The organism is Streptomyces sp. NPDC052225 (assembly GCF_040679615.1).
Classification (GTDB): Bacteria; Actinomycetota; Actinomycetes; order Streptomycetales; family Streptomycetaceae; genus Streptomyces.
This window is the reverse complement of sequence record NZ_JBFAVD010000018.1, coordinates 141,246-164,764: the sequence shown is the minus strand read 5'-3', so window position 1 is coordinate 164,764 and position 23,519 is coordinate 141,246. Positions and strand designations below refer to the sequence as shown.

General features: G+C 72.2%; 21 protein-coding genes. 11 read left to right on the top strand and 10 right to left on the bottom strand.

Annotated elements, in window-relative coordinates; all coding sequences use genetic code 11:
* Positions 1-8 precede the first annotated feature (8 nt).
* The 4 genes from ilvD to AB0L37_RS25345 form a co-directional block, all read right to left on the bottom strand.
* Positions 9-1,862, bottom strand: coding sequence for a dihydroxy-acid dehydratase (gene ilvD, locus AB0L37_RS25360; protein WP_365509683.1), 1,854 nt, complete (start codon positions 1,860-1,862; stop codon positions 9-11).
* A gap of 116 nt (positions 1,863-1,978) precedes the next feature.
* Positions 1,979-2,605, bottom strand: coding sequence for a TetR family transcriptional regulator (locus AB0L37_RS25355; protein WP_365509680.1), 627 nt, complete (start codon positions 2,603-2,605; stop codon positions 1,979-1,981).
* On the bottom strand, positions 2,602-3,426 hold the full coding sequence (locus AB0L37_RS25350) for a sugar phosphate isomerase/epimerase (RefSeq protein ID WP_338699013.1): 825 nt from the start codon (positions 3,424-3,426) through the stop codon (positions 2,602-2,604). The genes AB0L37_RS25355 and AB0L37_RS25350 overlap by 4 nt, the downstream gene beginning before the upstream one ends.
* A 76-nt stretch (positions 3,427-3,502) precedes the next feature.
* Positions 3,503-4,435: a Ppx/GppA phosphatase family protein gene (locus tag AB0L37_RS25345; RefSeq protein WP_365509677.1), complete on the bottom strand. Its 933-nt coding sequence runs from the start codon at positions 4,433-4,435 to the stop codon at positions 3,503-3,505.
* Between the two features lie 80 nt (positions 4,436-4,515).
* Here AB0L37_RS25345 and AB0L37_RS25340 point away from each other — a divergent pair, with 80 nt between their 5' ends.
* Positions 4,516-5,376 carry a hypothetical protein gene (locus tag AB0L37_RS25340; RefSeq protein WP_365509675.1) on the top strand — a complete coding sequence of 287 codons (861 nt, stop codon included), beginning with the start codon at positions 4,516-4,518 and terminating at the stop codon, positions 5,374-5,376.
* A gap of 12 nt (positions 5,377-5,388) precedes the next feature.
* Here the strand turns inward: AB0L37_RS25340 and AB0L37_RS25335 are convergent, their stop codons facing one another.
* Positions 5,389-7,104: a hypothetical protein gene (locus tag AB0L37_RS25335; RefSeq protein WP_365509672.1), complete on the bottom strand. Its 1,716-nt coding sequence runs from the start codon at positions 7,102-7,104 to the stop codon at positions 5,389-5,391.
* 188 nt (positions 7,105-7,292) lie between these two features.
* Between AB0L37_RS25335 and radA the strand changes: the two genes are divergently transcribed.
* Together radA and disA are read left to right on the top strand one after the other, a co-directional pair.
* The gene (gene radA, locus AB0L37_RS25330) at positions 7,293-8,702 is read left to right on the top strand and encodes a DNA repair protein RadA (RefSeq protein ID WP_365509669.1); all 1,410 of its coding nucleotides are present in this window, start codon (positions 7,293-7,295) and stop codon (positions 8,700-8,702) included.
* 91 nt (positions 8,703-8,793) lie between these two features.
* A complete protein-coding gene (gene disA / locus AB0L37_RS25325; RefSeq protein ID WP_365509666.1) occupies positions 8,794-9,915 on the top strand; it encodes a DNA integrity scanning diadenylate cyclase DisA in 1,122 nt (373 codons plus the stop codon).
* A gap of 147 nt (positions 9,916-10,062) precedes the next feature.
* On the opposite strand, the gene AB0L37_RS25320 is transcribed toward disA, so the two are convergent.
* Positions 10,063-10,890, bottom strand: coding sequence for a hypothetical protein (locus AB0L37_RS25320; protein WP_365509663.1), 828 nt, complete (start codon positions 10,888-10,890; stop codon positions 10,063-10,065).
* Positions 10,891-11,078: 188 nt separating this feature from the next.
* Between AB0L37_RS25320 and AB0L37_RS25315 the strand changes: the two genes are divergently transcribed.
* Positions 11,079-11,744: a phosphatase PAP2 family protein gene (locus AB0L37_RS25315; RefSeq protein ID WP_365509660.1), complete on the top strand. Its 666-nt coding sequence runs from the start codon at positions 11,079-11,081 to the stop codon at positions 11,742-11,744.
* Positions 11,745-11,787: 43 nt separating this feature from the next.
* Here the strand turns inward: AB0L37_RS25315 and AB0L37_RS25310 are convergent, their stop codons facing one another.
* Together AB0L37_RS25310 and AB0L37_RS25305 are read right to left on the bottom strand one after the other, a co-directional pair.
* The gene (locus AB0L37_RS25310) at positions 11,788-12,471 is read right to left on the bottom strand and encodes a response regulator transcription factor (RefSeq protein ID WP_365509658.1); all 684 of its coding nucleotides are present in this window, start codon (positions 12,469-12,471) and stop codon (positions 11,788-11,790) included.
* Complete coding sequence (locus AB0L37_RS25305; protein ID WP_365509655.1) at positions 12,459-13,958, bottom strand: histidine kinase; 1,500 nt, start codon at positions 13,956-13,958, stop codon at positions 12,459-12,461. Before AB0L37_RS25305 ends, AB0L37_RS25310 begins: the two co-directional genes overlap by 13 nt.
* A gap of 351 nt (positions 13,959-14,309) precedes the next feature.
* Between AB0L37_RS25305 and AB0L37_RS25300 the strand changes: the two genes are divergently transcribed.
* From AB0L37_RS25300 to AB0L37_RS25275, 6 genes are all read left to right on the top strand, one after another.
* The gene (locus tag AB0L37_RS25300) at positions 14,310-15,209 is read left to right on the top strand and encodes an A/G-specific adenine glycosylase (protein ID WP_365509652.1); all 900 of its coding nucleotides are present in this window, start codon (positions 14,310-14,312) and stop codon (positions 15,207-15,209) included.
* 176 nt (positions 15,210-15,385) lie between these two features.
* Entirely contained in the window at positions 15,386-15,937 is a 552-nt protein-coding gene (locus AB0L37_RS25295) for a SigE family RNA polymerase sigma factor (RefSeq protein ID WP_338698993.1), read from the top strand.
* 20 nt (positions 15,938-15,957) lie between these two features.
* Complete coding sequence (locus AB0L37_RS25290; RefSeq protein WP_365509649.1) at positions 15,958-16,635, top strand: hypothetical protein; 678 nt, start codon at positions 15,958-15,960, stop codon at positions 16,633-16,635.
* Positions 16,636-16,680: 45 nt separating this feature from the next.
* A complete protein-coding gene (gene cseB, locus AB0L37_RS25285) occupies positions 16,681-17,412 on the top strand; it encodes a two-component system response regulator CseB (protein WP_365509729.1) in 732 nt (243 codons plus the stop codon).
* An 88-nt stretch (positions 17,413-17,500) separates the two neighbouring features.
* Positions 17,501-18,841, top strand: a complete 1,341-nt coding sequence (gene cseC, locus AB0L37_RS25280) for a two-component system sensor histidine kinase CseC (RefSeq protein WP_365509726.1) — start codon at positions 17,501-17,503, stop codon at positions 18,839-18,841.
* A 74-nt stretch (positions 18,842-18,915) separates the two neighbouring features.
* Positions 18,916-20,097: a low temperature requirement protein A gene (locus AB0L37_RS25275; RefSeq protein WP_365509646.1), complete on the top strand. Its 1,182-nt coding sequence runs from the start codon at positions 18,916-18,918 to the stop codon at positions 20,095-20,097.
* Positions 20,098-20,175: 78 nt separating this feature from the next.
* Here the strand turns inward: AB0L37_RS25275 and AB0L37_RS25270 are convergent, their stop codons facing one another.
* Positions 20,176-21,768, bottom strand: coding sequence for an MDR family MFS transporter (locus AB0L37_RS25270; protein WP_365509643.1), 1,593 nt, complete (start codon positions 21,766-21,768; stop codon positions 20,176-20,178).
* Between the two features lie 127 nt (positions 21,769-21,895).
* On the opposite strand from AB0L37_RS25270, the gene AB0L37_RS25265 reads away from it, so the two are divergent.
* Complete coding sequence (locus tag AB0L37_RS25265; protein WP_365509640.1) at positions 21,896-22,477, top strand: helix-turn-helix domain-containing protein; 582 nt, start codon at positions 21,896-21,898, stop codon at positions 22,475-22,477.
* 16 nt (positions 22,478-22,493) lie between these two features.
* On the opposite strand, the gene AB0L37_RS25260 is transcribed toward AB0L37_RS25265, so the two are convergent.
* Complete coding sequence (locus AB0L37_RS25260) at positions 22,494-23,150, bottom strand: M23 family metallopeptidase (protein ID WP_365509724.1); 657 nt, start codon at positions 23,148-23,150, stop codon at positions 22,494-22,496.
* Between the last annotated feature and the right edge of the window lie 369 nt (positions 23,151-23,519).

Sequence of the window (23,519 nt, the reverse complement as noted above, 5' to 3'; positions counted from 1 at the left end):
CTCGGGCGTCAGCCGAGCTTCGAGACGTCGCGGACCGCGCCCTTGTCGGCGCTGGTGGCCATCGCCGCGTACGCGCGCAGCGCCGCGGAGACCTTGCGCTCGCGGTTCGCCGGGGCGTAGACGCCGTTCAGGGCCTCGCGGCGGGCCGCCAACTCCTCGTCGGAGACCAGGAGTTCGATGCCGCGGTTCGGGATGTCGATGCGGATGCGGTCGCCGTCCTTGACGAGGGCGATCGTGCCGCCGGCCGCCGCCTCGGGCGAGGCGTGGCCGATGGACAGGCCCGAGGTGCCGCCGGAGAAGCGGCCGTCCGTGACGAGCGCGCAGGCCTTGCCGAGGCCGCGGCCCTTCAGGTACGAGGTCGGGTAGAGCATCTCCTGCATGCCGGGGCCGCCCTTGGGGCCCTCGTAGCGGATGACGACGACGTCGCCCTCCTTGACCTGCTTGAGGAGGATCTTCTCGACCGCCTCCTCCTGCGATTCGCAGACGACGGCCGGGCCCTCGAACGTCCAGATCGACTCGTCGACGCCGGCCGTCTTCACGACGCAGCCGTCCTCGGCGAGGTTGCCCTTGAGGACGGCGAGGCCGCCGTCCTTGGAGTAAGCGTGGGCGACGTCGCGGATGCAGCCGTTCGCCGCGTCCGTGTCGAGGGTGTCCCACCGCTCGGACGTGGAGAACGCCTCGGCGGAGCGGACGCAGCCGGGCGCCGCGTGCCACAGCTCCTCGGCCTCGGGCGAGGCGCTGCCGCCGCGGATGTCCCAGGCGTCCAGCCACTCCTTGATCGAGGGGCTGTGGACGGTGTGGACGTCCTCGTTGAGCAGGCCGCCGCGGTAGAGCTCGCCGAGGAGGGCCGGGATGCCGCCGGCGCGGTGCACGTCCTCCATGTAGTACGTGGTCGTGGGCGCCGCGTTCGGGGCGACCTTGGCCAGGCAGGGGACGCGGCGCGAGACCGCGTTGATGTGGTCGAGGTTGTAGTCGACCTCGGCCTCACGGGCGGCGGCCAGCAGGTGCAGGATCGTGTTCGTGGAGCCGCCCATGGCGATGTCGAGCGCCATGGCGTTCTCGAAGGCGGCGTGCGTCGCGATGTTGCGCGGCAGGACCGAGTCGTCGTCCTCGCCGTAGTAGCGCTTCGTCAGCTCGACGACCGTCGCGCCCGCGCGCTCGTACAGCGCCTTGCGGGCGGTGTGCGTGGCGAGGACCGAGCCGTTGCCGGGCAGCGAGAGGCCGATGGCCTCGGTCAGGCAGTTCATCGAGTTGGCGGTGAACATGCCGGAACAGGAGCCGCACGTCGGGCAGGCGTTCTCCTCGATGCGGAGGATGTCCTCGTCCGAGACGTTCTCGTTCACGGCGTCGCTGATCGCGTTGACCAGGTCGAGCTTGCGGACCGTGCCGTCGACGAGGGTGGCCTTGCCGGCCTCCATCGGGCCGCCGGAGACGAAGACCGTCGGGATGTTGAGGCGCAGCGCGGCCATCAGCATGCCGGGCGTGATCTTGTCGCAGTTCGAGATGCAGATCAGCGCGTCCGCGCAGTGCGCCTCGACCATGTACTCGACCGAGTCGGCGATCAGGTCGCGCGACGGCAGGGAGTACAGCATGCCGCCGTGGCCCATCGCGATGCCGTCGTCGACCGCGATCGTGTTGAACTCGCGCGGGATGCCGCCGGCGGCCGAGATGGCCTCGGAGACGATGCGGCCGACCGGGGCCAGGTGCGTGTGGCCGGGCACGAACTCCGTGAAGGAGTTGGCCACCGCGATGATCGGCTTCCGGCCGATGTCCGCACCGGGTACACCGGAGGCGCGCATAAGGGCGCGTGCGCCCGCCATGTTGCGGCCGTGGGTGACTGTGCGGGACCTCAGCTCGGGCATCGTCGCTCGCTCCTGCCTGAAGGAAGAGAAAAAAGAGTGTCTACGAGCCTACGCCGCGGCTCCAAGATCTGGACAGGGTGTCCGTATACCGAAACACCCGTCTCAGCCGCGCCCCTTTATCTGCCGGTCAGATGCCCCTGCACGACCGGTGCGATCCGCGCGACGAGGTCCTCCACGTCGGCCGACGCCAGCGGCTCCACCTTGATCACGTAGCGCAGCATCGCGGTCCCCACCAGCTGGGCCGCGGCGAGCGACGCGCGCAGCTCGGCCTCGCCGTCCGGCAGGTCGAGGCGCTGCGCGATCCGGGCGAGGACCTGCGCGGCGACGAGCCTGCGGAAGACGCCGGCCGCCACGTCGTTGTTCACGGCCGAGCGGACGATGGCCAGGAGCGGGGCCCGGGTCGCCGGGTTCTCCCACACCCCGAAGATGAACCGCGTCAGCCGCTCCCCGACCCCGTCGAGCGGCCCCTCCTCCACGGCGGTCGGCGCCTCGAAGGCCGGGGCGAACGCGACCTCGACCGAGGCGGCGAACACCTGCTCCTTGGTCCCGAAGTAGTGGTGCACGAGCGCCGAGTCGACCCCGGCGGCCTTGGCGATGGCGCGCACGGACGCCTTGTCGTAGCCCCGCGCGGCGAACTCCTCGCGGGCCGCGTCCAGGATCCGCTCCCGCGTCCCCGGCCCGTCCCCGCCCTGCGTACGGGAAGGGCGCCCCCGACGCCGTACGGGACCGGTCGCGTCGGTCATGAACGCGGTACCCGCACCGCGGAGGCGAGGTGGAGCCGGGTGAAGGCGAGGGCCTCGGCGAGGTCGGCCTCGCGTTCGGCGCTGGACATGGCACGGCGGGTGTTGACCTCGATGACGACGTGCCCGTCGAAGGAGCTCGTCGCGAGCCGCTCCAGGAGTTCGGCGCAGGGCTGCGTGCCGCGGCCGGGGACGAGGTGCTCGTCCTTGTTGGAGCCGCCGCCGTCCGCCAGGTGCACGTGGCCGAGGCGGTCGCCCATGCGGTCGATCATCTGCATCGCGTCGGTGCGGGCGGTCGCGGTGTGGCTGAGGTCGACGGTGAAGTGCCGGTAGTCGTCCTTCGTGACGTCCCAGTCGGGGGCGTACGCGAGCATCTCGCGGTCCCGGTAGCGCCACGGGTACATGTTCTCCACGGCGAACCGCACATCCGTCTCGTCGGCCATGCGCCACACGCCGGTGACGAAGTCCCTGGCGTACTGGCGCTGCCAGCGGAACGGCGGGTGGACGACCACGGTCGACGCCCCGAGCTTCTCGGCGGCGGCGCGGGCCCGCTGGAGCTTCACCCAGGGGTCGGTGGACCAGACCCGCTGCGTGATCAGCAGACACGGCGCGTGGACCGCGAGGATCGGCATGTGGTGATAGTCGCTGAGGCGGCGCAGGGCCTCGATGTCCTGGCTGACGGGGTCGGTCCAGACCATGACCTCGACACCGTCGTAGCCCAGGCGCGCGGCGATCTCGAAGGCCGTCGCCGTCGACTCCGGATAGACCGAGGCCGTCGACAGGGCGACCTTCGCATCCGGGATGCGCACCACTGGTTCTGCCACGGAGACAGAGTACGGGCCCACGCGAGACGACGGGGAGCGGGCCCGGAAGCGTAGGCCGGAACCCGCCTCCTCGCCTTCAGGCCCCGGGCAGGTGGTCCAGGCGGCGCAGGATCACGCCCTCGCGCAGCGCCCACGGGCAGACCTCCAGGGTCTCCACTCCGAACAGGTCCATCGCGCCCTCGGCCACAAGGGCGCCGGCGAGCAGCTGGCGGGCCCGGCCCTCGGAGACGCCGGGCAGCTCCGCCCGCTCCGCCTCGGTCATCCCGGCGAGCCGCGGCACCCAGTCCTCCAGGGACTTACGCTTCAACTCCCTTTGTACGTAAAGGCCCTCGGTGGAGCGGGCCGCTCCCGCAAGACGGGCGAGCTGCTTGAACGTCTTGGACGTGGCGACCACGTGGTCGGGCGCCCCGAACCGGCTGAACTCCCCCACCGTGCGCGCGATCTGCGCCCGCACATGCCGGCGCAGCGCCTTCACGTCGGCCGGGTCCGCCGGGTCGCCGGGCAGCCACGCCGCGGAGAGCCGGCCCGCGCCGAGCGGCAGCGACACCGCGGCGTCCGGCTCCTCGTCGATGCCGTACGCGATCTCCAGGGAGCCGCCGCCGATGTCGAGGACGAGCAGCTTGCCCGCGGACCAGCCGAACCAGCGCCGGACCGCGAGGAACGTGAGGCGGGCCTCCTCCTCACCGCTGAGCACCCGCAGCGCGACGCCGGTCTCGTCCTTGACGCGGGCGAGGACCTCGTCGGCGTTGCTCGCCTCGCGCACCGCGGAGGTGGCGAACGGGAGCAGGTCCTCGACACCCTTGTCCTCGGCCGCCACCAGGGCTTCTCTGACCGTGTCGACCAGGCGCTCCACGCCATCGGGGCCGATCGCCCCGCGCTCGTCGAGGAGTTGGGCGAGCCGCAGCTCCGCCTTGTGCGAGTGCGCGGGCAGCGGGCGGGCGCCCGGGTGCGCGTCCACCACGAGCAGATGAACCGTATTCGAACCCACGTCGAGGACACCGAGTCTCATGTACGGAACGCTACTGCGCTGACGGGGCGGCCCGTCCGGCAAGGTCCGGGCAAGGGCCTCGGCGCCTTTACCCTGGAGGCGTGCCAAAGACGAAAAAGGCCAAGGCCGACAAGAGCGACAAGAAGACGAAGTCGGCAAAGCAGAAGACGCCGAAGTCTGCGCAGATCCTGAACCCGGCGGGGCAGCCCGACGAGAAGCCGATCGACTTCCCGCGCGCCTGGGTCGAGTTCCCGGATCCCGCGGACGACGAGCAGATCTTCCGCTGCGATCTGACATGGCTGACCTCTCGTTGGAGCTGCATCTTCGGCAGCGGCTGCCAGGGCATCCAGGCGGGCCGCGCCGACGACGGCTGCTGCACGCTGGGCGCGCACTTCTCGGACGAGGACGACGAGAAGCGGGTGGCCGGGTTCGTGGCCCGTCTGACGCCCGACATCTGGCAGCACCACGACGTCGGTACTCAGACGGGCTGGGTGTCGAAGGACGAGGACGGGGAGCGCCAGACCCGCCCGTACAACGGCTCGTGCATCTTCCAGAACCGCCCCGGCTTCAAGGGCGGCGCCGGCTGTTCGCTGCACATCCTGGCGATCAAGGAGGGGCGTGAGCCCCTGGAGACGAAGCCGGACGTCTGCTGGCAGCTGCCGATCCGGCGGACCTACGAGTGGATCGACCGGCCCGACGACACCCGGGTGCTCCAGGTCTCGATCGGCGAGTACGACCGCCGCGGCTGGGGTCCCGGCGGCCACGACCTGCACTGGTGGTGCACGTCGGCGACGTCGGCACACGGCGCGGGCGACCCGGTCTACGTCTCGTACCGCCCGGAGCTGACCGAGCTGATGGGCCAGGCCGGCTACGACAAGCTGGTCGAGCTGTGCGAGGAGCGCCTCGCGGCGCTGCCCAAGGGCCTGCCGCTGGTCGCCCCGCATCCCGCGGACCCCGCGTAACGCCGCGTCGGCTCACGGGGACTGCGTCGGAGACGTCGAGTCCCCGGGGTCCGTCGTGCCGGGGTCGCTCGGCGCGGGGTCCGTGGGCGTCGGGTCGGGGTCCGTCGTCCCCGGGTCGCTGGGGGTCGGATCGGGGTCCGTCGTGCCGGGGTCGCTCGGCGTCGGATCGGGGTCCGTGGTCCCCGGGTCGCTGGGCACCGGGCCCGGATCGTCCGTGCCGGGGTCGCTCGGCTCATGGCCGTGGCCCCCGCCCGAACTGCCGTATCCCTCAAGGGAGATGACGGCCCCCGACGGGTCGATGCCGATGCGGGCGTACCAGTGCCCGGCCGGCTCCCTGTCGTGATCGACGTACACCTGGATCGTGATCGACTCCCCCGGCCGCAGCGTGCCCGACGACCGGCTCAGATACAGCCAGGACGCCCCGGTGTACGCGGACCAGTCGACCGGTGAACTCCCTGACGCGGTCAGCGTGATGAGCGTCGCGTCGCCGCTGGGCTGGGCCTCGACGGTGAGCCTGCCGGGACCCGTGCCCGCGCGCGTGGGCGGCGAAATGACCTCTACGGAGACGTCCGGTGAGCGGCTGCCCGCGGTGAAGCGGGGGTCGGGGGTGGTGCTCGCGTTCCCCGCGTTCTCGTACGCGTCGCCCGGCCGCTCCTCGCCCGCGAGCCCGCCGGGGCCGCCCGCCTCGCTGGCGCTGATGGAGCGCCCGTCGGAGCCCTCACCGGTCTGCGGAGCGCCCCGGTAGGCGGCCCACAGGGCGAGCACGGGGGCGGCGACCACGGTGGCGACGACCGTCGTGGTGACGGCACGCGCGCGCAGCCGGTCCCTGCGGGCGGCCCGGTCCTTGGGGTCCATCGGGAAACCGCGCCGGTCGAAGCGCGGGGCCGTGGAGTGCGAGGTGTGCATCGCGTGGTGCAGCGCCGCGCGCGGAGCCTCGGCGAGGGGCAGCGCGGCGGGGGTGACGGTCGTGCCGGGCCAGGCTCCGGGGGTGGCGCGCTCGGCGGTGCGGCGGCAGCGCGGGCAGTCGTCGACGTGCCGGACCAGTTCGCGGCGCAGAGCGGCGGAGAGCAGCAGCTGATGGTCGCCGGTGAGGCGGGCGACGCTGGGGCAGGTGCCGGTCTCGACGACGGCGAGGGCTGCGCGGGTCCGCTCGACCTCGCAGGCGGCGGCGGAGAGCAGCTCGCGGGTGGCCCCGGGATCGCTGCCGAGGACGGCGGCGACCTCGCGTGGTGACAGCTGGTGGCGCACCGCCAGTTCGAGCGCCTCGCGCTGCTCGGGGGTGGTGCCGGCGGCCTCCGGCCAGGCCAGGAGGGCGAGTTGGCGCCGACGCTCCTCCTGGAGGGGCCCGTCCTGCTGCGCGTCGTCCGCTTCCCGTTCGCCGGAGGCCCCGGCGGCGTGCGCCCCCTGCCGCTTGCGCTTGGCCTCGGCGAGGCGGCGCAGACAGGACCAGCGGGCCAGCGCGTACAGCCAGGCGCGCTGGTCGGCCGGCGCCTCCGGGCCGCGGGAGCCGCGCCGCTCGGCGAGCGCGAGGGCGTCACCGAGGGCGGCGATCGCCTCGTCGTGGTCGCACAGGACGGAGAGGCAGTAGGTGAACAGGCCGTCCAGACAGGGCTCGTAGCGAGCGGGCGGGCGCTGCGCGACGGCGCGCGGCGCCGGACGCCTCGCCCCGGCGCGATGCGCCCGGTGTGCGCCGGTGGTGTGCGTGGGGGGTTCCGGCCTGCTGCTCATCACCCGAGCGACCGTAGGCGGCGGGCAGAGCCCCTTCCGCCCCCTTGAACACATTTAATCCTTACGGGTGAAACGATCCCTCAAAAGAGGACAGGAACCTCATATTCCGTGGCCAGTGCGGCTACGCGGGGCGACGGCCGGTGAGCGCGGGGCCGGGATTGTCAGTGGCGCCCGTTACGGTTCGGTCCATGGCTGCCCGTACCAAATCCGCGAAGGACCGACCGTCGTACCGCTGCACCGAGTGCGGCTGGCAGACGGCCAAGTGGCTGGGCCGCTGCGGCGAGTGCCAGGCGTGGGGGACGGTCGAGGAGTACGGCGCCCCCGCGGTGCGCACCACCGCGCCCGGCCGCGTCACCACGTCCGCCGTGCCCATCGGCCAGGTGGACGGCAAGCAGGCCACGGCCCGCTCCACCGGCGTGCCCGAGTTGGACCGCGTCCTCGGCGGCGGTCTCGTACCCGGCGCGGTGGTGCTGCTCGCGGGCGAGCCCGGCGTCGGCAAGTCCACGCTGCTCCTGGACGTCGCGGCGAAATCGGCGAGCGAGGAGCACAAGACCCTCTATGTGACGGGCGAGGAGTCGGCGTCCCAGGTGCGCATGCGCGCCGACCGCATCAAGGCCATCGACGACCACCTGTACCTGGCGGCCGAGACCGATCTCTCCGCCGTCCTCGGCCACTTGGACGCGGTGAAGCCGTCGCTGCTGATCATGGACTCGGTGCAGACCGTGGCATCGCCGGAGATCGACGGGGCACCCGGCGGCATGGCGCAGGTCCGCGAGGTGGCGGGCGCGCTGATCCGCGCCTCCAAGGAGCGCGGCATGTCCACGCTCCTCGTGGGCCACGTCACCAAGGAGGGCACGATCGCGGGCCCGCGCCTTCTGGAGCACCTGGTCGACGTCGTCCTGAACTTCGAGGGCGACCGGCACGCCCGCCTGCGCCTGGTCCGCGGCGTCAAGAACCGGTACGGGACGACGGACGAAGTCGGCTGCTTCGAGCTGCACGACGAGGGCATCACGGGCCTCGCCGACCCCAGCGGCCTGTTCCTCACCCGGCGCGACGAGCCGGTGCCCGGCACCTGCCTGACCGTCACCCTGGAGGGCCGCCGCCCCCTGGTCGCCGAGGTCCAGGCGCTCACGGTCGACTCGCAGATCCCGTCCCCGCGGCGCACGACATCCGGCCTGGAGACGTCCCGCGTCTCGATGATGCTGGCGGTGCTCGAACAGCGGGGCAAGATCAGCGCCTTGGGCAAAAGGGACATCTACTCCGCGACGGTCGGCGGCGTGAAGCTCTCCGAACCCGCCGCCGACCTCGCCATCGCGCTCGCCCTCGCGTCCGCCGCGAGCGACACCCCGCTGCCGAAGAACCTGGTGGCGATCGGAGAAGTAGGCCTCGCGGGCGAGGTCAGACGGGTCACGGGCGTGCAGCGCCGGCTCGCCGAGGCGCACCGGCTCGGGTTCACGCACGCCCTGGTCCCCAGCGATCCGGGCAAGGTTCCGGCCGGTATGAAGGTCCTGGAAGTCGCCGATATAGGGGACGCGCTGCGGGTGCTGCCCAAGGGCCGTCGCCGAGAGGCCCCACGGGAGACGGAGGAGCGCCGGTAGACTTTGCCCTGGTCTCGCCCGTGCGTACGAACGCGACGAACTCCTGGGCACGAAGAGTCCGCGACCAGAGCCTGCGATCCGGAGGAGTCCAGTGGCAGCCAACGACCGGGCGGCAGCTCCCGGAAAGTCCGCCGGTTCCAGTACCGACGGTCTGATGCGCGCCGCGCTGAGCGCGGTGGCGCCGGGCACGGCCCTGCGGGACGGTCTGGAGCGCATCCTCCGTGGCAACACGGGCGGGCTCATCGTCCTCGGCTCCGACAAGACGGTCGAGTCGATGTGCACCGGCGGCTTCGTCCTCGACGTGGAGTTCACGGCCACGCGCCTGCGCGAGCTGTGCAAGCTCGACGGCGGCATCGTCGTCTCCTCGAACCTGGACAAGATCCTGCGGGCCGGCGTCCAGCTGGTCCCGGACCCGACGATCCCCACCGAGGAGACCGGCACCCGGCACCGCACGGCGGACCGCGTCAGCAAGCAGGTCAACTACCCGGTCGTCTCGGTCTCCCAGTCGATGCGCCTGATCGCGCTCTACGTGGACGGTCAGCGCCGCGTCCTGGAGGACTCGGCGGCGATCCTCTCCCGCGCCAACCAGGCCCTCGCGACCCTGGAGCGCTACAAGCTCCGCCTGGACGAGGTCGCGGGCACGCTCTCCGCCCTGGAGATCGAGGACCTGGTCACCGTCCGGGACGTCACGGCGGTCGCGCAGCGCCTGGAGATGGTGCGCCGCATCGCCACCGAGATCGCCGAGTACGTCGTCGAGCTGGGCACGGACGGGCGCCTTCTCGCGCTCCAGCTGGACGAGTTGATCGCGGGCGTCGAGCCCGAGCGCGAGCTCGTCGTACGGGACTATGTGCCCGAGCCGACGGCGAAGCGCTCGCGCACGGTCGACGAGGCGCTGTCCGAGCTGGACTCCCTCACCCACGCCGAGCTGCTCGAACTGCCCATCGTGGCCAGGGCGTTGGGCTACACGGGCTCGCCGGAGGCGCTGGACTCGGCGGTGTCGCCGCGCGGCTTCCGCCTCCTGGCGAAGGTGCCGCGCCTGCCGGGCGCCATCATCGACCGCCTCGTGGAGCACTTCGGCGGCCTCCAGAAGCTGCTCGCCGCGAGCGTCGATGACCTCCAGACGGTGGACGGCGTCGGCGAGGCGCGGGCCCGCAGCGTCCGGGAGGGCCTGTCGAGGCTGGCGGAGTCGTCGATCCTGGAGCGATACGTCTGACGCAACGCTCCGTTCAAGCCCGTCCGGAGCCGATCAAGCCCGTCCGGGGCGATCAAGCCCCTCCGGCGCCACTCAAGCCCCTCCGGCGATTGAGGAGCGGGGCCCGGGGCGGAGCCCCGAGACCCGAACTACAGCGCCCGAAGCCGCCTAGTCGGCCTTCAGCACGAACGACGTCTGCGTCCCGGCGAGTTGAGCCGCCTTCACCTCGACGAGATACGTCCCCGCACCCGCCGCCCCCGCAGAGGGCGTCGCACACTGCGGAGCACTCGGCTGCCGGTCCCACGTGATCGTGTGGGTGACCTTGCCGCCCGCGGGGACCCGCAGGAGCAGGCTCCCGGACCCGGCCGGGCAGTCCTCGGACGACCAGTACCGCTTGTCGCCGTCCGCCTTCGTGATCGTCACGACCGCCGTCTTCGGCCCGAGATCGACCTTGCAGGACTTGTCCGTGGAGTTCTTCGCGATCAGCTCGATCTTCGGCTTCTCGCCCGGGGTGTACGAGTTGTGGACGCTGCGCACGGTCAGCGAGACGCCGCCCGCCGTGCAGTCCGGCAGGCTCGACCCGGCCGGGACCTGGTCGCCGGAGGACGTGCCGGAACCGCTGCCGTCGCCGCCCGCCGAGTCGTCCGAACCGCCGGAGCCACCGGAACCGGAACCCTCGCCGGACCCGTCGCCCGAGCCGTCACCGGACCCGTCGCCGGAGTCACCGCCCGAACCGGAACCCGATCCGCCCGACGTGTCGCGCCCGCCCGGGTGTTCGCTGATCGCGGGCCCCGACCCCGAGGGGCCGGGGGTGATGGACTCCGTCGGGTGCTTGCCGTTGGACCCGTCGGCGCCGTTGTTCCCGTCGCCGCCACCCATGTTGACGATCCATACGATCAGCAGCGCGAGGAGCGCGAGCATGGACGCCAGCACCACCCTCCGTCGCCAATAGATGGAGGAGGGAAGCGGCCCGATCGGATTGCGCAGAGATCCCACGGCTCAAACCTTACGAGAGATCGGGCCGTTGTCCGGTGCCCACCCGCCGCCTCGTGCGGCGAGTTTTCCGGATCATCATCACGCGCGCGCTTTTTGACGCCGTTTCGGCACCCCTGTCTTTCGTCAGGTGCCGCGCCCGACCCTCGCGGGATGTGACGAGGGCCGGGTATTACGTACTGTCCGTGACCATGGGAACCTTCGACTCCGATCTCTACCGCCACATCACCGATTTCGCCCACGACACTCCTTCGTGGTTCCAGCACCTCATGGAGGTGTGGACGGAACTCGGTCTGCTGCTGTTCGCCGTGCTCTTCGTCGTCGCCTGGTGGCGGGCGCGGCGCGGCGACCCGCGGGCCCTCGCCGTGGCGGTGCTCGCTCCGCTGGCGACGGCGGCGGCGTACGTGGCCAGCGAGTTGATCAAGTCGGGGATCGACGAAGAGCGGCCGTGCCGGGCCGTGTCGGGGGCGCTGCGGCCGCTGGTCGACTGTCCCGCCCACGGGGACTGGTCGTTCCCGTCCAACCACGCGACGATCGCCGCCGCCGCGGCCGTGGGGCTCGCGCTCGCCTGGCCGGCGATCGGCTGGCTGACCGTGCCGATGGCGATCCTCATGGCGTTCTCGCGGGTGTTCGTGGGCGTGCACTACCCGCACGACGTCGCGGCGGGCCTGCTGCTCGGCACCCTGATGGCGTTCCTCGTCGTACGGCTGCTGGCGCGGCCGGGGGCGCGGATGGCCGAGGCGATGCGCGGGTCGGGGAACGGGCTCGCGCGCTGGTTCGCGGGGCCGGGTCCCGCGGGCGCCGGATACGGCCCGTCGCACACCGGCGGACCGCGGCACGGCTCGCACCGCCGCTGAATTCCCGTACGCACTGCGGGTCCTGACGGCGGCTCACACGGGCCTACGTCAGCAGACCCGCCTCGTACGCCACGATCGCCGCCTGCACGCGGTTCTTGACCTCCAGTCGGTCGAGGACCGCGCTGACGTACGCCTTCACGGTGCCCTCGACGAGATGCAGGCGCGCGGCGATCTCCGGGTTGGACAGGCCCGCGCCGACCAGGCCGAGCACCTCGCGCTCGCGCGGGGTGAGCGCGGCGACGCGCTCGCGGGCGGACGCCTCCCGGGAGAGCCGGCCGCCGCCGAGCCCGTCGATGACATGGCGGGCCACCTTCGGCGACAGGAACGCGGCGCCGTCGGCCACCGCCCGTACGCCCGCCATCAGTTCGTGCGGGTCGCCGGACTTGAGCAGGAAGCCGGTGGCGCCGCCGCCGAGCGCCCGCGCCACGTACGCGTCCTCGGAGAACGTCGTCAGCATCGCGACCGCCGTGCCCGGCACGGTGCCGGTGATCTCCTCGGCCGCCGCCAGACCGTCCAGGCGCGGCATGCGGATGTCGAGCAGCGCCACGTCCGGGCGGTGGGCCCGGGCGAGGGTGACCGCCTCGCGGCCGTCCGCGGCCTCGGCGACGATCTCGAAGTCGCCGCCCGCGGCGAGGATCGCGCCGACGCCGGCCCTGACCATCGCCTCGTCGTCGGCGAGCAGGACCCTGATCCGCCGGCCCGCGCCGGCCCCGCTCAGCGTGCCCATTCGCGCTCCTCTTCCTGTATCTGGTCGGCGGTGCCCGCCTTGGGGATCACCACGCGGTCGACGAGTGCGTGGGCCGCGCCCGCGGTGTCGAAGCAGAGCCTGAAGTGCTCGACGGGCACGAAGAGTTCGCCGCTGGCGCGGTAGTAGCGGCAGTCCGCGTGCGCGGGCGGCGGGGTGGGCGCGCGCTCGACGGGCGGGTCGCTGATCGTGCGCTCGGGCAGCCGGGGCTCCGCGTCGGCCAGGGGCGTGCCGATGCGCAGCTGCGCGTACGCCTGCGGGGTGAGGACGGCGTGCGTCTTCGTGTAGGCGTACCAGGTGAACGACCCGCCGATCAGGACGGTTCCCGCGACGGCCGCCGCGCCGAACGCGAGGCCCACGCGGCGTCTCGCGGTGCGCCGCGCGTGCGCGAATCCGGCCGGCCCCTGCCGGGGTGTGCCGGGTGCGGGCAGGTGTGCCACCACGCGGAACCCGTCGCCGTGCGGGCCCGCGTCGAACGTGCCGCCGAGCGCCGTGATCCGGGCGCGCAGCCCGAGGAGCCCGGTGCCGCTGCCGTGCGGGGCGGCGGGCGCGCGGGGCGGGCGCTCGTTGCTGACGGTGACCGTGACGGCACCGCCGTCCTGCCGCGTCGCCACGGTGACAGGGGCGCCCGGAGCGTGCTTGGCGGCGTTCGTGAGGGCTTCCTGGACGACGCGGTAGAGGGTGCGGTCGTCGGTGGCGGGCGCGCTCAACAGGCGTACGGGAAGCCCGGATTCGGCGGCCCGCTCCACGAGCTGGGCGACGGTCTCGCCGGCCGGGGCGAGCGGCGCGGGCTCGTCGTCCTCCTCGCGCAGCAGGCCGATGATGCCGTGCAGCCGGTCGGTGGCGTCGGAGGCGGCGGCGCGCAGTTCGGCGGCGGCCTTCCGGTGCGCGTCGGCGAGGCCGGGCGTGACCTGGAGGGCGCCCGCGCGCAGGGCGATGAGGCTCAGCTCGTGGCCGAGGGAGTCGTGCATGTCCTGCGCGATGCGGGCGCGTTCGCGCAGCCGCGCGCGGTCGGCGACGATGCGGTGCTCGCGCTCCAGTTGCTCGGCCCTGGCCCACCCCGCGGCGGTCAGCTCGCGGCTCTGCCGCCAGTACCGGCCGATCAGCCACGGGAAGACCGCGCCGAACAGCAGCGTGCCCATGAGGACGAGCCACTCGGCGGCCGGGTCGACCTGCCGGACCGCGATCTTGACGGTGCCGGTGGCGGCGAGCGCGGCGAAAGCGAGCAAGGAGGGGCGCAGGGCGCGGGACCTCAGCCCCATCAAGTAGGCGAACGCGGCGAGCGCGCACCCGTACGAGAGCGTGAACAGGGACGACGCCACGGCGAGGCCCGGCGCGGCCGCGAGCAGGAAGGCGACGGCGGGCCCGCGGCGGTGCAGGGCGGTGGCCGCGCCGAGCGCGGCGATCCCGGCGACCTGCTGCCAGATGCCGGCGGGCTCGTGCAGATGCAGCCCTTCGACGGCGAGCACCGGGACGGTGAGCGCGGCCCAGAGCGACAGGTCCGACAGGCGGGTCGGTGGAGGTAGGGGTGCGTTCCCGCGTCGTTCGGTGCGTGCGATCGGCGTGCCGGGCGAAGGTCCTAGTAGCGGAGCTACTCGGGCGTTTGACCGGTGCGGCGAGCGTGCGTGCCGGGCGGCGTGGGGATGTGCCCCTACCTCCACCGACCCGCCTAGGGCGGTTCGGCGTCGGAGTTCCACTCCATCGACGGTACAAGCGCGGTCCCCGCTTCCACCTCTGCCGATCGTCAGGGGTGGGACGCCCCCGAGCCTGTCAGGGGGTCCCGCGCGCGGGGCTCCGTCCGTGGCAGGATCGGGAGTGCCATGACTGCGCCCACGAAGACCCCCACGCATCCCGATCTTCACGCACCCGTCATCGACTGGTTCGCCGAGCACGCCCGCGACCTGCCCTGGCGCCGCCCCGAGGCGGGCCCGTGGGGCGTGATGGTCAGCGAGTTCATGTTGCAGCAGACGCCGGTGAACCGGGTGCTGCCCGTCTACGAGCAGTGGCTCGCGCGCTGGCCGCGCCCTGCCGACCTCGCCAAGGAGGCGCCCGGTGAGGCCGTGCGCGCCTGGGGGCGGCTCGGGTATCCGCGGCGCGCGCTGCGGCTGCACGGCGCGGCCGTCGCCATAACGGAACGGCACGGCGGCGACGTGCCCACCGGACACGCGCAGCTGCTCGCCCTGCCGGGGATCGGCGAGTACACGGCCGCCGCCGTCGCCTCGTTCGCGTACGGGCAACGGCACGCGGTGCTCGACACGAACGTACGGCGGGTCTTCGCCCGGGCCGTCGCGGGCGTGCAGTACCCGCCGAACGCGACGACCGCCGCCGAGCGGAAGCTGGCGCGGGCCCTGCTGCCGGAGGAGGACGAGACCGCCGCCAAGTGGGCCGCCGCCTCGATGGAGTTGGGCGCGCTCGTGTGCACCGCGAAGAACGAGGACTGCCACCGCTGTCCGATCGCGGCGATGTGCGCGTGGCGGCTCGCGGGCAAGCCCGCGCACGAGGGTCCGGCGCGCCGCGGGCAGACGTACGCGGGGACCGACCGTCAGGTGCGCGGGAAGCTCCTCGCCGTACTGCGCGAAGCGGCCGATCCGGTGCCGCAGGCGGTGCTCGACCGGGTCTGGGACGAGCCGGTGCAGCGGGCCAGGGCCCTGGACGGGCTGGTCAGCGACGGTCTGGTGGAGCCGCTGCCGGGTGGTCTCTACCGGCTGCCGACGAGCTGAACCGGCCGATCCCTTGACGGGCCGTCCCGGTCCGTTACACAACCGACGGACAGCCGTGCGTTCGTCGCAGGCTGGAACGGACAACGCCGTGACACGGCCTCCGTAGCTTCTTTCTCGTACCGCACACGACCAGTGCGGCACACGGGGAACAGGCAAGGATCGGGAGGCGGTTGATCATGGCGCACGGCGGTGAGGTGCTCGAGTTCGAGGAGTACGTCAGGACGCGGCAGGACGCTCTGCTGCGCAGCGCCCGGCGCCTGGTGCCGGACCCGGTCGACGCGCAGGACCTGTTGCAGACCGCGCTCGTGCGCACGTACGGGCGCTGGGACGGCATAGCGGACAAGCGCCTCGCCGACGCCTACCTGCGCCGCGTCATGATCAACACGCGGACGGAGTGGTGGCGCGCCCGCAAGCTGGAAGAGGTCCCCACCGAGCAGCTCCCCGAGTCGCTCGTGGACGACTCGACCGAGCAGCACGCGGACCGTGCGCTTCTGATGGACGTCATGAAGGTCCTGGCACCGAAGCAGCGCAGCGTCGTGGTGCTGCGACACTGGGAGCAGATGTCCACAGAGGAGACGGCCGCCGCGCTCGGAATGTCGGCCGGAACCGTGAAGAGCACGCTGCACCGGGCGCTCGCCCGGCTCCGCGAGGAGCTGGAGAGCCGAGACCGCGAAGAGCTGGTGTCCCGCGCGCTCGAACGTGAGGAGCGGGAGCGTTGCGCGGCCTAGGCCTACGTGCCTCTGGGACCTTGAGGATCCGCGCCGGGGTCCGCAGGGTCCTGGGTGTGGTGAAGGCGGGGAGTTCGGTGATCGCCGGGCTCGCCGCCCTCGGGCTTTTCGTCGGCGCTCTCGCCGCCTGCTCGGCGGGCGGCACCGGGGCCCGTGACGAGGGCCCGGCCCGCACCGACCCGGTCGGCTCGACCGCGCCGGCCGCCACCGCGAGCCCCGCCCCCTCCACGTCCCCCTCCCCGTCGCCCTCGGCGGTGAACGCCGTGCGTCTGGTGAAGGCCGACCCGAAGGTCAGCACCGACATCAAGCGTGACCTGAAGCCCTGCGTGGCCGACGAGTACCCGGTCGACGTGAGCTACGGCAACCTGACTGGCGCCGCCGCAACCGACGTCGTGGTCAACGTGATGACCTGCGGTGACGCCGTGGGCATCGGGACGTACGTGTATCGCGACGAGGGCGGTACGTACCAGAATGTCTTCCAGGCCGAGGAACCCCCGGTCTACGCGGAGATAGACCGGGGTGATCTGGTGGTCACCAAGCAGGTGTACGACAAGGGCGACTCGGTCGCCTCTCCGTCGGGCGAGGAGATCCTCACGTACCGGTGGAGCGGGGACCACTTCGTCCAGGAGAGCCGGACGCACAACGACTACAGCCACGCGGTGGACGGGGCCTCACCGGTCCCGTCGGACGACGGCTGAGAGCGCGAAGAGCACGCAGAGCGGATGGGAGACCACATGAGCGCCATGGGCGGTGAGCGCAAGGGCGAGCAGACGCACGTCCTGTTCGTCGAGGACGACGACGTCATCCGCGAGGCCACCCAGCTCGCCCTGGAGCGCGACGGCTTCGTGGTGACCGCGATGCCCGACGGTCTCAAGGGCCTGGAGGCGTTCCGGGCGGACCGGCCGGACATCGCCCTGCTCGACGTGATGGTGCCGGGCCTCGACGGGGTGTCGCTGTGCCGCCGCATCCGCGACGAGTCGACGGTGCCGGTGATCATGCTGTCCGCGCGCGCCGACTCCATCGACGTCGTGCTCGGCCTGGAGGCCGGCGCCGACGACTACGTGACGAAGCCGTTCGACGGGGCGGTGCTCGTGGCCCGTATCCGCGCCGTGCTGCGCCGCTTCGGACACGCGGGCGGACCGTCGGCGGCCGGTGCCGGCGCGACCGGCGAGGCCGCGGGGGCCGGCGGCGCGGTGCTGCACTTCGGCGACCTGGAGATCGACACCGAGGGCATGGAGGTGCGCAAGGACGGCACCCCGGTGGCGCTCACGCCCACCGAGATGCGGCTGCTCCTGGAGTTCTCCTCGGCGCCCGGCACTGTCCTGTCCCGCGACAAGCTCCTGGAGCGCGTCTGGGACTACGGCTGGGGTGGCGACACCCGCGTCGTCGACGTCCACGTGCAGCGCCTGCGCACCAAGATCGGCCAGGACCGCATCGAGACCGTCCGTGGCTTCGGCTACAAACTGAAGGCCTGACCAGGCTGATGGGGAAGCGGATATGAGGGGGACGGGGACGGAAGGCACCGGGGGGACCGCGGGCCCGCGCGGCGGGGCGCTGCGGCGGATGCTGCCCCGGCGGCTGCGGCGCTCCCTGCGCACCGGGGTGCGCTGGAAGATCAGCGTCGCCATCGCACTGGTCGGCGCGCTCGTCGCCCTCGCGCTCAGCCTCGTCGTGCACAACGCGGCACGCGTCTCGATGCTGGACAACGCACGGGACGTCCAGGACGAGCGCATCCAGTTCGTACAGCGCCAGTACGAGGCCCGCGGCGGGAACCTGCCGGTCGGCTTCAAGGTCAACGACCCGACGATGCCGCGCGACCTGCGGGCCAAGGCGCTCAGCGGACGCCGCGCCACGTTCGTCTCCGAGCCGTCGAACGGGGTGCCGGACATCTGGGCCGCGGTCCCGCTCAGCAACGGCGACCTGCTCTCGGTCCACACCCGGTTCACCGACCGCAGCGCCACCGTCATGGACGACCTCGACCAGGCCCTGCTGATCGGCTCGATCGCCGTCGTCCTCGGCGGCAGCGCGCTCGGCGTGCTCATCGGCGGCCAGCTCTCCCGGCGGCTGCGCAAGGCGGCGAGCGCGGCCCGCGAGGTCGCGCAGGGCCGGACCGACGTACGGGTGCGGGAGGCGATCGGCGGTGTCGTGCGCGACGAGACCGACGATCTGGCCCAGGCCGTGGACGCCATGGCCGACGCCCTCAAGCAGCGCCTGGAGGCCGAGCGGCGGGTCACCGCCGACATCGCGCACGAGCTGCGCACCCCGGTCACCGGCCTGCTCACCGCCGCCGAGCTGCTGCCGCCGGGCCGCCCCAGCGAGCTGGTCAGGGACCGGGCGCAGGCGATGCGCACCCTCGTCGAGGACGTGCTCGAAGTGGCCCGTCTGGACAGCGCGGCCGAGCGGGCCGAGTTGCAGGACATCATGCTCGGCGAGTTCGTCGGCCGGCGGATCGCGGCCCGCGCCGCGGACGGTGTGCGGGTCGACGTGATCCACGAGTCGGAGGTGACCACCGACCCGCGCCGCCTGGAGCGCATCCTGTTCAACCTCCTGGCCAACGCCTCCAAGCACGCCCGCCCGCCGATCGAGGTCAGCGTCGAAGGCCGCGTCATACGCATCCGCGACCACGGCCCCGGCTTCCCCGAGGACCTCCTCGAAGAGGGCCCGAGCCGCTTCCGCACCGGCGCCGCCGACCGCGCGGGCCACGGCCACGGCCTGGGCCTGACGATCGCCGCCGGCCAGGCCAGAGTCCTCGGCGCCCGCCTCACGTTCCGCAACGTGAGACCGCCGGGCAGCGACCCGGACACCCCCGCGGAAGGCGCGGTGGCGGTCCTGTGGCTGCCCGAGCACGCCCCGACGAACACCGGGAGCTTCCCGATACTGCGGCTGCCCCAGGCCCGTAAGTGACGGCCGGGTGTCCCGCCGGGAAGAACCTCGCGACAGGCCCCTGAGCCGCGCGTTCCGGGGCTAACCTCGCGCCCATGACAGCAGCGCACCCCGCCGAACAACCTCCTCCCATACGTGAGTTGCCGCGCCGCGCCACCTGGTTCGAGCTCTTCGGCGACCTGGTGTTCGTCGCGGCGGTGGGCCAGGCCACGCACCGCCTGGGCCACCACCCGGACACCCTCTCGGTGGTCTCGGCCGCCGCGCTGTTCGTCCCGCTGTGGTGGACGTGGGTGCTGTACGCGGTCCGCGCCAACCGGGCCGACCGCGACGAGACCGCGCAGCGCCTGATCGCCACGGCGGGCCTCGCCACGGTCGCCGGCATGGCCGTCTGCCTGGGCGCCGTCGGACACAGCCACGGCGCCGACATCGGCTTCGTCGTCTCGTACGTGGGCGCGCGGGCCGGTGTCGGCGCGCTCTACGCCTGGGACCTTCGCCACGAGCCGCGTCTGCGCCGCATCATGCGGGCCTTCGTCACCGGCTCCGGGATCACGGGCGCGATCTGGCTGACGGCGACGTTCGCCCTCCACGGCCCCGCCCGCTACATCGCCTGGGGCGTCGCCATGACGGCGGAACTGGCCCTGCCGCTGCTCGCCGGGCGCCGCCTCGCCGACAGCCCGAGCGACGCGGAGCATCTGCGCGAACGGTTCGGCCTGTTCACGATCATCGTCCTCGGCGAGACCGTGCTCGGCTTCACCAACGGCATCGTCAAGGCCGACACCGACCCGGCGGCGGCGCTCACGGGGGCGGCCGCGTTCGCCCTCGCCGCCGCGCTCTGGTGGTCGTACTTCAGCGGCTCGGGCACCCGGCCCGGCGGCCACGAGGAGATCGCGGCCGGCGGACGCCTCATGCACATCTACGTCTTCGGGCATCTGCCGGTCCAGCTGGGCCTGGCCGTCACGGGCGGCGCGGTCGGCGCCGCGGTCGCCGCCCCGCACGACCATCTGAACGCCGCCCTCTCGGCCTGCGTCCTGGGCGGCACGGCCCTGTTCCTGACATCGACCGCCCTGGTCAGGGCATCCTTCACCGGCGTGAGGGAGCAGGTCGTGCTGGTGCGTCTGGTGACGGCGGCGGCCGTGCTGTGCGTGCTCGCGGCCGCCCCGCACCTGCCGGTGGCGGCGACCCTCGCGATCCCGGCCGCACTGCTCTCCGTATCCGTGGTGGCGGAAGTGCCCGGGCACCGGCGGCGGCTGGCCGTGGCGCCCGCGCCCGCTGCCTAGAAGGCCCGGCGCACGGCGACGGCCCCGGTGCCGGAGCACCGGGGCCGTTCGAGCCGGGGGAGGCCAGGAGTGGTCCGCTCAGACGGACTCGGACACCGTCTCACCGGCGTCCCGCGAAGCCGCGCCCTTGGAAGCCGCGTCCTTGGGAGCCGGCGCCGCACCCCGCAGCGCGACCTCCTTCACGAAGACCGAGGCGATCAGCGCACCGACGGCCACGATCGAGCCGAGGATGAACGCCGAGTGCGTACCGGACGAGACCGCGAACTGGTACGCCTCCTTGACCGGCACCGGCAGGCTCGCCATCGCGTCGGCCGTCAGCGTCGCCGACTGCTCGGTGGCCTTGCCGCCCATCTCGCCCGCCTTCTGGGCCATGACGTCCTGGACCTTGTTGTTGAACAGCGCGCCCATGATGGCGACACCGAACGACGAACCGAGCGTGCGGAACAGGGTCGTGGACGACGAGGCGACGCCCATGTCCTTCATCTCGACGCTGTTCTGCGCGACCAGCATCGTGATCTGCATCAGGCAGCCCATACCGGCGCCGAGCACCGCCATGTAGATGCCGGACGTGAACCGCGACGTCCCGGTGTCCATCTGCGCCAGCAGAAACAGGCCGCCCACCATCAGCACGCTGCCGACGACGGGGAAGACCTTGTACTTGCCGGTGTTGGTGGTGACCCGCCCGGCGACCAGCGAGACGACCATCATCGCGAGCAGCATCGGAAGCAGCAGCAGACCGGAGTTGGTGGCCGAGGCGCCCTGCACGGACTGCTGGTAGAGCGGCAGGAAGAGCACCGCGCCGAACATCACGAAGCCGGTGATGAAGCCGATGACCGACATCAGCGTGAAGTTGAGGCTGCGGAAGATGTGCAGCGGCATGATCGGCTCGGCCGCGCGGGTCTGCGAGAACACGAACCCGACGAGCGCGGCGACGCCGATCCCGATGAGCTCCATGATCACGGCGGAGCCCCAGGCGTACTCGGAGCCGCCCCACGTGGTGACGAGGACGATCGAGGTGATGCCGACGGTCAGCAGCGCGGCACCGAGGTAGTCGACCTTGCCCGTCGCGCGCTTCTTCGGCAGATGCAGCACCGCGGTGATCGCGACGAGGGCGACGACACCGATCGGCAGGTTGATGTAGAAGGCCCAGCGCCAGCCGAGGTGGTCGGTGATGGTGCCGCCGACGAGCGGTCCGCCGATCATCGCGAGCGCCATGACGCCGGCCATCATGCCCTGGTACTTGCCGCGCTCACGGGGCGGGATCAGGTCGCCGATGATCGCCATGACGCCGACCATCAGACCGCCGGCGCCGAGACCCTGGACGGCCCGGAAGCCGATCAGCTGGCTCATGTCCTGGGCCATGCCGCTGAGCGCGGAGCCGATCAGGAAGATCACGATGGAGGAGAGGAAGGCGCCCTTGCGCCCGTACATGTCGCCGACCTTGCCCCAGATCGGGGTGGAGGCGGCGGTCGCGAGCGTGTAGGCGGTGACCACCCATGACAGGTGCTCGAGCCCGCCGAGGTCGCCGACGATGGTCGGCATCGCGGTGCCCACGATCATGTTGTCGAGCATCGCGAGCAGCATGGCGATCATCAGCGCCAGCAGCACGACGCGCACGCTGCGAGGCTGTTTCGCCTCTTGTTCTTCTACGGGTATCGCGGTCTGCGCCATGGTCCCCACTCCCCCAGAGCCGGTCGAATCCGGGACTTACTTGCCGCCCGGCTAGTTGCTTACAATAGGGGAAGGTAGAGCTCTAACTAGCCGGGCGTCAAGTAAGTTTTCTCCCAAGGGGCGGTCGATGATCACGGGCAGCAGCAAGCCGCAGCAGCGCCGCGGGAACACCCGCCAGCGCATTCAGGACGTTGCCCTGGAACTCATCGCCGAGCAAGGCTACGAGAAGACGTCGCTCCGGGAGATCGCCGAGCGCCTCGACGTGACCAAGGCCGCGCTCTACTACCACTTCAAGACCAAGGAAGACATCGTCGTCAGCCTCTTCGACGACCTGATGACGCCGATCGACGCGCTGATCACCTGGGCGAAGGAGCAGCCGCCGACCCTGGAGACCAAGCGCGAGATCCTCACCCGCTACAGCCTCGCGCTCGCGGACGCGGCCCCCCTGTTCCGGTTCATGCAGGAGAACCAGGCGCAGATGCGCGAGCTGAGCATCGGCGAGAACTTCAAGGACCGCATGAAGGACCTGCTGAGCACGCTCGTCCCGGAGGACGTCGAACTCACCGACCGGGTCCGCTGCTTCAGCGCGCTGTTCTCCATGCACGCCGGGATGTTCGTCCTCAAGGACGTCGAAGGCGACCCCGAGGAGAAGCGGCTCGCCATCCTCGAGGTCGCCACGGACCTGGTCACCCAGGCCCACAAGCACTGAGCCGTACGCGCGTCGCTCAGACCCTGACGCCCTGCGCCTTCAGGAAGGCGACGGGGTTCACGGCCGAGCCGTAGTTCGCGGTCGTACGGATCTCGAAGTGCAGGTGCGGGCCGCTGGAGTTGCCGGTGTTGCCGGACAGCGCGATGTGCTGGCCCGTGCTCACCGTCTGGCCGACCCTGACGTCGATCCGCGACAGGTGCGCGTACTGCGAGTACGTGCCGTCGCCGTGCTTGATCACGACGGCGTTGCCGTACGCGGGTCCGTCACCGGCGCCGTTCGGGCCGGTCTTGACGACGGTGCCGCCATGCACGGCCATGACGTTGGTGCCGACCGGCACGGCGAAGTCCTGGCCGGAGTGCTTGCCGGTGGACCACATGCTGCCGCCCTGCGCGTAACCGGCGGAGAGCGTGTAGCGCGTGACCGGGTCGACCCACGAGGAGGCCTTCTTGGCGGCGGCCTGCTTCGCGGAGGAGGCGGCCTTGGCCTGCGCGGTGGCCTGGGCGTCGAGGGACGCGGCGGCGACACCCGGCAGAGCGCCGGCCTGAGCGGTGTCGGCGGCGAACGCGGCCCCGGTACCCAGGACGGCGGAGACTCCGAACCCTGCGGCCATGACGGCGGCACGCTTGCGGAGCTTCGACGTACCGGGGTTCTGGGGCGTGGTGCGCTTCGACATACGGGAGACCTCTTCGAGCTTCGGGGACATTCGGGCCCTGCCACCCGCCGGCGGACCGAGCGGACCGAGCGGACCGGACGAACCGGACGGGCATGAAGGAACCCGGCACACGTCCTCGTGCTGCCGGGTGGGCCATCCCTTGGTAACCCCCCGCCCCGCCCCGCCCCAAAAGCCCGATCTACTACGCCGCCTCGTACCGCCCCGACGGGACGCAAGTCGCTTGACACCCCGACCCGCCGCTCGCCGGTCTGCCGGATTTATCCCCCGATCCCGCGTTTAACCCCACTTCACGGACGCGCCCCCAGGCCGCACACGCCTCCCACCCCGCCCGATCCTTCGAATCGGACAAATCACCAGAACCCGTCAACC